Below are 7,808 nucleotides of genomic sequence, written 5' to 3'. Positions count from 1 at the left end.
CGCCCCCCGCCACGGCTACGGCCCCTGGCGCTGAGCCCGTGAAGGCCGCGAGCAATGTTCCCGCCGCCGACCAGCCGGTCGCCGACAAGCTCAAGGACATCATCGGCGCCAAGACCTCGCGCCATTTCGATCGCAAGAACGAGCGCGCGGCGATCGAGAAGTTTTATGGCGCACGCGACTTCGCGCCGGTCTGGACGCAAGGCGGCAGCCTGACCGCCGCGGCCAAGGGCGTCATCGCGCGGCTGAAGGATGCGGCGTCCGACGGCCTCAACCCCGCCGACTATCCGGTGCCGGACTTCGCCAGCGCCACCACGCCCGATGCGCTGGCCGATGCCGAGCTCAAGCTCACCGCCAGCATGTTCGACTATGCGCGCCAGGCCCAGAGCGGCCGCATGCATTGGTCGCAGGTCAGCGGCGACATCCTCTATCCCGAGCATCCGGTCGACCCGAACGAGGTGCTCGCCAAGGTCACGACCGCGACGGACGCCTCCGCTGCGCTCGACAGCTACAATCCGCCCCACAAGCTCTACAAGGAGCTGAAGGCCAAGCTCGCGGAGCTTCGCGGTCAGGGCAACGGCCCGGTGATCGAGATCGCCGACGGTCCGACGCTGAAATACACCCCGGCCAGCAAAAAGCAGGCTGAGATCGTCGTGGAAGATGCGCGTGTGCCGCAGCTTCGCGCCAAGCTCGGCCTTGCCGAGAACGCCGGCGACACCCGCTATGACGCAGCGGTCGCCGACGCCGTGCGAAAATTCCAGAGCGGCGCCGAGATGAAGGCGACCGGCATCCTCGACGACAAGACGGTCAAGGCGCTCAACACCCCCAAGCGCGACAAGCAGATCGACGTGGTGCTGGTGAACATGGAGCGCTGGCGCTGGCTGCCGCGCGATCTCGGCGCGCCCGCGCTGGGCGATGCCTATGTGATCCTCAACATTCCCGACTACACGCTGAAGGTGATGCAGCGCGGCCAGCAGGTCTGGACCACCCGCGTCGTCACCGGCAAGCCGGGCACGCATGCGACCCCGCTGCTGACCGAGACGATGAAGTACATCACGGTCAATCCGACCTGGAACGTGCCGCCGTCGATCGTCTACAACGAGTATCTGCCGGCGTTGCAGCAGGACCCGACCGTGCTGCAGCGCATGGGCCTCAAGCTCGAACAGAACCGCGACGGCTCGGTGCACATCTCGCAGCCGCCCGGTGAAGCCAACGCGCTCGGCCGCATCCGCTTCAACTTCCCGAACAAGTTCCTGGTCTATCAGCACGACACGCCGGACAAGAACCTGTTCGCCAGGGAAGATCGCGCCTTCAGCCATGGCTGCATGCGCGTGCAGAATCCGGATCAGTACGCGTCCGTGCTGCTCAACATCACCATGCCGAACGAGAAGTACACGCCCGAGCGCGTGCGCAGCATGTACGGCAAGAGCGAGATCGACCTGAAATTCCCGACTCCGGTCCCGGTCAACATCACCTATCAGACCGCCTTCGTTGACGATGCCGGCAAACTGCAGTTCCGCAAGGACGTCTATGGCCGCGACGCGACCATGATCAACATCCTGAAGAACAACCGCGGCAAGGATCTCGAGGCCGTCGTTGCGCACTCGCAGCCGAGCTATTCGCGCCCGGCGACGACCCTGCCCTCAGGCGTGGCCGTGGCCAACAATGGCGGTGGCTTCGGCTCGTCGGGCCCGAACTTCTTCGAACGGCTGTTCGGAGGCGGGGCGCCGACCCCGCCGCCGGCTCCGGTCGGCCGCCGGTCCCAGCAGCAGCGGGTGTTCACCCGGTAAGGCTGCGGGAGCTCAGCTTTTCGAATTCCACAACGATATCAACGGCCCCGTCCCATGGATGGGGCCGTTTAACGTTAACCATTGTCCACCCCGCTCCCGGCACCGGGCGTTTTTTTGCCACACTCAACGGGTTAGGATTGTAGCCTGACTTGGTTTGGGCGCGGGAAGGTCAACCTCGAATTAACCTTCTTGCTTTAAGAAAGCGTTCATCCTCTTTCGCACTGCTACGGGGTTGGCGGGAGAGTCCATTTTGAACGCTCGTCGACTGGGTGGGCTCATACGTGCTGACTGGTCTCGCACGCCAATTTACTGTGCTGTCGTTGTCCCATGCGGGAGTGAAGGCCGGATCCCGGATCGGCCTCGCTGCCGTATTGCTGCTTGCTGCCGCGGGTTCAGTCCACAACGCCGCCGCGCTGAGCGAAACCAAGACCCTCTCCTTCCACCACACCCATTCCGGCGAAGACCTGACCGTCACCTTCAAGCGTGATGGCCGCTATGACGAAGCGGCGCTGAAGCAGCTCAATCACTTCCTGCGCGACTGGCGCACCCAGGACGAGACGGTCATGGACCGCCGCCTCTTCGATATCCTCTGGGAAGTCTACCGCGACGTCGACGCCAAGCAGCCGATCCAGATCATCTCCTCCTACCGCTCCCCCGCCACCAACGCCATGCTCCGCCGCCGCTCCTCCGGGGTGGCGCGCTTCAGCCAGCACATGCTGGGACATGCGATGGACTTCTACATTCCGGGCGTGCCGCTGGAGCAGATCCGCTTCGCCGGCCTGCGCCTGCAGCGCGGCGGCGTCGGCTTCTACCCGACGTCGGGCTCGCCCTTCGTGCATCTGGACACCGGCAGCATCCGGCACTGGCCACGCATGACGCATGACCAGCTCGCCCGCGTCTTCCCGGACGGAAAGACGGTGCACTTGCCGACAGACGGCACCCCGCTCAAGGGCTATGAGCTCGCCAAGGCCGAGATCGAGCGCCGCGGCAATGGCGACGACTCCAGCAGCAAGCCGAACTTCTTCGCCGCTTTGTTCAAGGGCAAGTCCGCCGCTCCGGCCGCCAGCAGCGACGAGGACGACGAGGGCGCGCCCGCGCCGGCCGCCAAGCCGGCGGTGCCGACCGTGGTCGCAGCCGCAGCCAAGCCCGCCGATCCGGTGCCGACGCCGCGCGCCAAGCCGCAGATTGCCGCCGCGATCCAGCTCGCCTCGGCCGACGCACAGCTGGTCGCGCCGCCCAAGCCGAAGCCCGCGGCCGTGGCTGACAAGCCGGCACCCAAATCTGCAGAGGGCAAGCCGGAGACTCCGGCCGACATCATCAACGCCCGCGGCTTCTGGGATGATGTCCCGGCCGCGCCGCAGCAGGCGACGCCGGCGCAAATCGCTGCGCTGAAGGCCCGCCAGGCGCTCGCCTCTGCCACCGATCCGCAAGCAACCGCGAGCGTGTCCAACGCGGCCCTTCAGGCGCTGGCTTTCGCGCCGGCCGCCTCCCCGGTTGATCGCGGCAATGTCGTCGCCGCCTCCGCGCCGATCCCGCGCTCGGCCCGTCCCGCGTCACGCAGCATCGCCCAGGCGACCGAAATCAACACGGTGGTCGGCAAGAGCGTCGACGGCGCGGTCGCGACCGCGACCCGCCTCTCCGCCGCCAAGAGCGACAGCATCTGGCTCAAGATCGTGATGCTGTCGCCGAGCGCCAGCCGCGCGATGTCGGTCACGCTGATGGGCGAGCTCGATACGGCCGCGCTGCGCGGCTATTTCGTCAAGCCGCAGGCCGTGATCGCAATGGGCTTTGCCGACGACCCGATGCACGGCCTGTCCTGCGACAGTTTTTCGGGCAGCGCGACCGCGAAGCTCCAGACGACGTCGTTCGTCATGCGCACGGCCGCGCTGCGCTGAGGCGCCAAGCTACCTCCACGAATTCAGTCTCTTCGCTCCATCCAGGCCAAGAACGCCCTACCGCGCTTTCCTCGCTCGCCGGTCCAGATGATACGTCAGCGCCAGCGACAGGCAGACGGATAATTCCCGCATCGGCAGCCTGCCCACCACCGGCAACAACAGCGCCCGGGTCTGCCGGTACTCGAACCGATCGGGAAAGCGTTCGCGGAAGCTATCGATCAGCGTCGTCTTGCAATTGAACAGGATGGCGGCGTGTGCGGGGTCCTTGACGCGGCCGAGCCGGATCGTCGAGCCGCTGCCGGTCTCGTCGGTCAGATACGCCGGCTCGCCCCATTTGAGAGTCTCGGTGAGCCGGCCGACCTCTTCATACGCCGCGGCCGTCGCGAAGATCAGCGCGCGCACCTGAAGCAGCCGCTTGCCGATCGGTGCCGGCAGAGCGCCGAAGGCACGGTTCACCTCGCGCGGCAGCGGCGGCGCAGTCATTCGCGACTCCGTTCGCAAACGAAACACGCGCAATTTTTAGCCCGGATGGAGCGCGGCGCAATCCGGGATTGCTTTCACACTGCGAGAACCCGGATTTCGCTGTGCTCCGGGCTGCCGCAGTCGTGCTTGAGGCGCGACCGCCTCAGAGCATGCCCAGCGCCTGCATGTAGGTCTCGAGAATCGTCTCGGCCTCGGCGCGCTCGTTGGGGTCCTGCTTGCGCATGCGCACGATGGTGCGTAGCGCCTTGACGTCGTAGCCGTTGCCTTTGCTTTCGGCATAGACGTCGCGGATATCGTCGGAGATCGCCTTCTTCTCTTCCTCCAGCCGCTCGATGCGCTCGATGATGGATTTGAGCTGGTCCTTGGCAAATTTCGTCGCGGGCTCGTCGTCGCGGACGGCGGCGGAGGTGGCCATCTAGGTACTCCCAATGGAACTGGCAAAACGAGGTGACGCCGGCATCCCTCACCGCGCGTGCTGGTAGACCCTTAGGGTTGGTACCGACTGCGTTCAAGGCAGCATCGCGCTCGTCCACAGCGCGCCCACACCTTCCTGCGGCGAGGCCAAGAAAGCTGTTGTGTGGTGCGACTCAGCGAGGCGCGCCCGCGCCGTTCAGTGCCCGTGGGGATGGACCTTCTTCATCGTCTCGAGCTGTTCTGGCGTGGCCGTGCCCTGGTATTTCGACTTCCAGGTCTCGTAGGGCATGCCGTAGACGGCCTCTCGGCTCTCGTCCTTGCTTAAGGCGACGCCCTGGGCGTCGGCAGCTTCCTTGAGCCAGTTGGACAGGCAGTTGCGGCAGAAGCCCGCCAGATTCATCATGTCGATGTTCTGGACATCCGTCCGCGATTTCAGATGATCGACCAGACGGCGGAAGGCGGCCGCCTCGAGCTCCGTTCTGGTTTTGTCGTCGATTGCCATGGCTATGTCCCTTGATATCCCTTTGGGCCTGCCCCGATTGCGGTCACCCTTACGGGATCAGGTGGGTCCTGTCACAGATTTTGCCATATCCCGGCGCAAACCGACCCGAACCCGGCCTTGAGGCAGTTCCCCGGCCCCCTACGCCAAATCGCCAATGATCTGATATAGCTTCCGCGACAATGATCGCCGAATCTCCCCGCTTCCCCCTTCGCATGCTCGCCCGGTTGGTCCCGGTGCTGGCAATTGGCCTGCTGTGCTTGTGGAGCAGCCCGGCCTCCGCCGATTTCCGTCTCTGCAACAACACGTCGAGCCGGGTCGGCATTGCGCTCGGCTACAAGGACGCCGAGGGCTGGACCACCGAGGGCTGGTGGAACATCTCGTCCCGCTCCTGCGAGACCCTGCTGCGGGGAACGTTGGTCGCCCGTTACTATTACATCTACGCCATCGACTATGACCGCGGCGGCGAGTGGTCGGGGCAGGCCTTCATGTGCTCGCGCGACAAGGAGTTCACCATCCGCGGCACCGAGGATTGCCTCGCGCGCGGCTATGACCGGACCGGCTATTTCGAGGTCGATACCGGTGAGCAGCGGGCGTGGACGGTGCAGCTCACCGATGCCAACGAACAGCCGGCGCAGCAGCGCGTACCCGGCCTCCCCGGTCCGGTTGGCCCGGGCGGGGTTCCGGGTTTGCCCAATAGCCCGCCCGGTGGTACGCCCCCCGCCCCGCCTGGCCTCCCGCCAGCTCCCTCGCCCCCGTCTGGAAATAAGCCATGAGGCGTCTTCGCCGTATCAAGATTCTCGCGACCCTGGGCCCAGCCTCTTCAGACCTCGCGATGATCCGCCGCCTGTTCGAGGCCGGCGCCGACCTATTTCGCATCAACATGAGCCACACCCCGCATGACAAGATGCGGGAGCTGGTGGCGACGATCCGCAACGTCGAGAGCAGCTATGGCCGGCCGATCGGCATCCTGGTCGACCTGCAGGGCCCGAAGCTCAGGCTCGGCTCCTTCGCCGAAGGCTCGGTGCAGCTGCAGAACGGCCAGACCTTCACGCTGGATTCCGACAAGGCCCCCGGCGACACCACGCGCGTCCACCTGCCGCATCCCGAGATCCTGGCGGCGCTGCGGCCCGGCCACGCGCTGCTGCTCGACGACGGCAAGGTGCGCCTGATCGCGGAGGAGACCTCGAAAGAGCACGCGGTGACGCGGGTCGTGGTCGGCGGCAAGATGAGCGACCGCAAGGGCGTCAGCCTGCCCGACACCGACCTGCCCGTCTCCGCCATGACCTCGAAGGACCGCGCCGACCTCGAGGCGGCGCTCGTCACCGGCATCGACTGGATCGCGCTGTCCTTCGTGCAGCGCGCCGACGACGTGATCGAAGCCAAGAAGATGATCCGCGGCCGCGCCGCGGTCATGGCCAAGATCGAGAAGCCGCAGGCGATCGACCGCCTCGCCGACATCATCGAGGCCTCCGACGCGCTGATGGTGGCGCGCGGCGACCTCGGCGTCGAATTGCCGCTCGAGCGCGTGCCGAGCCTGCAGAAGCAGATGACGCGGATGGCGCGCCGCGCCGGCAAGCCGGTGGTGATCGCAACCCAGATGCTGGAATCGATGATCCAGTCGCCGGTGCCGACCCGCGCCGAGGTCTCCGACGTCGCCACGGCCGTCTATGAGGGCGCCGACGCCATCATGCTGTCGGCGGAATCGGCGGCCGGCAAATTCCCGGTCGAGGCGGTCTCGACCATGAACCGCATCGGCGAGGAGGTCGAGCGCGACCCGATTTATCGTTCCGTGCTCACCGCACAGCGTCCCGCGCCGGAATCCACCGCGGGCGATGCCATCGCCGACGCCGCGCGGCAGATCGCCGAGACGCTCGACCTTCCCGCCCTGATCTGCTGGACCAGCTCGGGCTCGACCGCAGTGCGGGTGGCGCGCGAGCGGCCGAAGCCGCCGATCGTGGCGATCACGCCGAACATCACCGCCGGCCGACGGCTCGCGGTGGTCTGGGGCGTGCATTGCGTGGTGGCGGAAGACGCGCGCGACCAGGACGACATGGTCGGCCGCGCCGGCCAGATCGCGTTCCGGGACGGTTTCGTCCGCGCCGGCCAGCGTGTCATCATCGTCGCCGGCGTGCCGCTCGGCATCCCCGGCACCACCAACATGGTGCGCATCGCCTCGGTCGGCCCCGAGGGCGACGCGATCATGTAGGCCCGCCAGGGCACGCCAAACAAAAAGTCGAAAAACAACCCCATGCACAGTAGCCGGAGGGCCCGGCGATCGTGCTGTGGTTTTGCGAAAAGGCTCGCTCAGTCAACCACCTGAGCGCCGTCAGGCCGGCCGCTTCGTGCACAGGGCGATTTTACGCCCCAACGAGCGCCTTCGCGGCCGGCAGCAGCGTCTGCTGCACCACGAGTCCCCGGGCGCGGGCGTCCATGACGCCGACCGCACGCAGCGCCAGCAGCGTCACGGTCTGCACCGCATCGCGCATCTTGACGGGATCGTCGAGATTGTCAGGCGCTAACGGCCCGACCAGGGCCTCATGCAGCGCGCCGAGCAAGGCGGTGGCGGCGAGTGCGGTGTCCTGGGCGGGCAGGTGACCGGCACGCACCGCGGCGTCGATCCGGGCGGCAATCTCGCCGGCAATCTCCCGCCGGCTGGCAAGGCGGGAGGCGCTGACATCGACATCGACCGGTTCTGCCAGAATGCCCCAGGCCAGCCGCCGCTGCGAC

7 protein-coding genes and 1 pseudogene are annotated in these 7,808 nt (G+C 66.6%); 4 read left to right on the top strand and 4 right to left on the bottom strand.

Features of this window, described 5'->3' with window-relative positions; translation table 11 throughout:
* Together IC66_RS0116870 and IC66_RS0116865 are read left to right on the top strand one after the other, a co-directional pair.
* The coding region (locus IC66_RS0116870) for a L,D-transpeptidase family protein (RefSeq protein ID WP_038948408.1) at positions 1-1,787 on the top strand (1,787 nt) is incomplete at its 5' end.
* 269 nt (positions 1,788-2,056) lie between these two features.
* Entirely contained in the window at positions 2,057-3,682 is a 1,626-nt protein-coding gene (locus IC66_RS0116865) for a DUF882 domain-containing protein (RefSeq protein WP_028140303.1), read from the top strand.
* Between the two features lie 57 nt (positions 3,683-3,739).
* On the opposite strand, the gene IC66_RS0116860 is transcribed toward IC66_RS0116865, so the two are convergent.
* From IC66_RS0116860 to IC66_RS0116850, 3 genes are all read right to left on the bottom strand, one after another.
* Positions 3,740-4,165, bottom strand: coding sequence for a DUF1801 domain-containing protein (locus IC66_RS0116860; RefSeq protein ID WP_028140304.1), 426 nt, complete (start codon positions 4,163-4,165; stop codon positions 3,740-3,742).
* 142 nt (positions 4,166-4,307) lie between these two features.
* Entirely contained in the window at positions 4,308-4,580 is a 273-nt protein-coding gene (locus tag IC66_RS0116855; protein WP_014492426.1) for a DUF2312 domain-containing protein, read from the bottom strand.
* Between the two features lie 195 nt (positions 4,581-4,775).
* Complete coding sequence (locus IC66_RS0116850) at positions 4,776-5,081, bottom strand: DUF1244 domain-containing protein (RefSeq protein WP_018317791.1); 306 nt, start codon at positions 5,079-5,081, stop codon at positions 4,776-4,778.
* A gap of 179 nt (positions 5,082-5,260) precedes the next feature.
* Between IC66_RS0116850 and IC66_RS0116845 the strand changes: the two genes are divergently transcribed.
* Together IC66_RS0116845 and pyk are read left to right on the top strand one after the other, a co-directional pair.
* The gene (locus IC66_RS0116845; RefSeq protein ID WP_038948406.1) at positions 5,261-5,854 is read left to right on the top strand and encodes a DUF1036 domain-containing protein; all 594 of its coding nucleotides are present in this window, start codon (positions 5,261-5,263) and stop codon (positions 5,852-5,854) included.
* Positions 5,851-7,287: a pyruvate kinase gene (pyk, locus tag IC66_RS0116840; RefSeq protein WP_018317789.1), complete on the top strand. Its 1,437-nt coding sequence runs from the start codon at positions 5,851-5,853 to the stop codon at positions 7,285-7,287. Before IC66_RS0116845 ends, pyk begins: the two co-directional genes overlap by 4 nt.
* A 151-nt stretch (positions 7,288-7,438) precedes the next feature.
* Here the strand turns inward: pyk and IC66_RS0116835 are convergent.
* Positions 7,439-7,808 (bottom strand): annotated as a pseudogene (locus IC66_RS0116835) (TetR/AcrR family transcriptional regulator); the annotation flags it as partial.

The organism is Bradyrhizobium genomosp. III, from assembly GCF_000261705.1.
In the GTDB taxonomy this organism is placed as follows: domain Bacteria; phylum Pseudomonadota; class Alphaproteobacteria; order Rhizobiales; family Xanthobacteraceae; genus Bradyrhizobium; species Bradyrhizobium ottawaense.
This window is presented reverse-complemented; position numbering and strand designations above follow the sequence as displayed.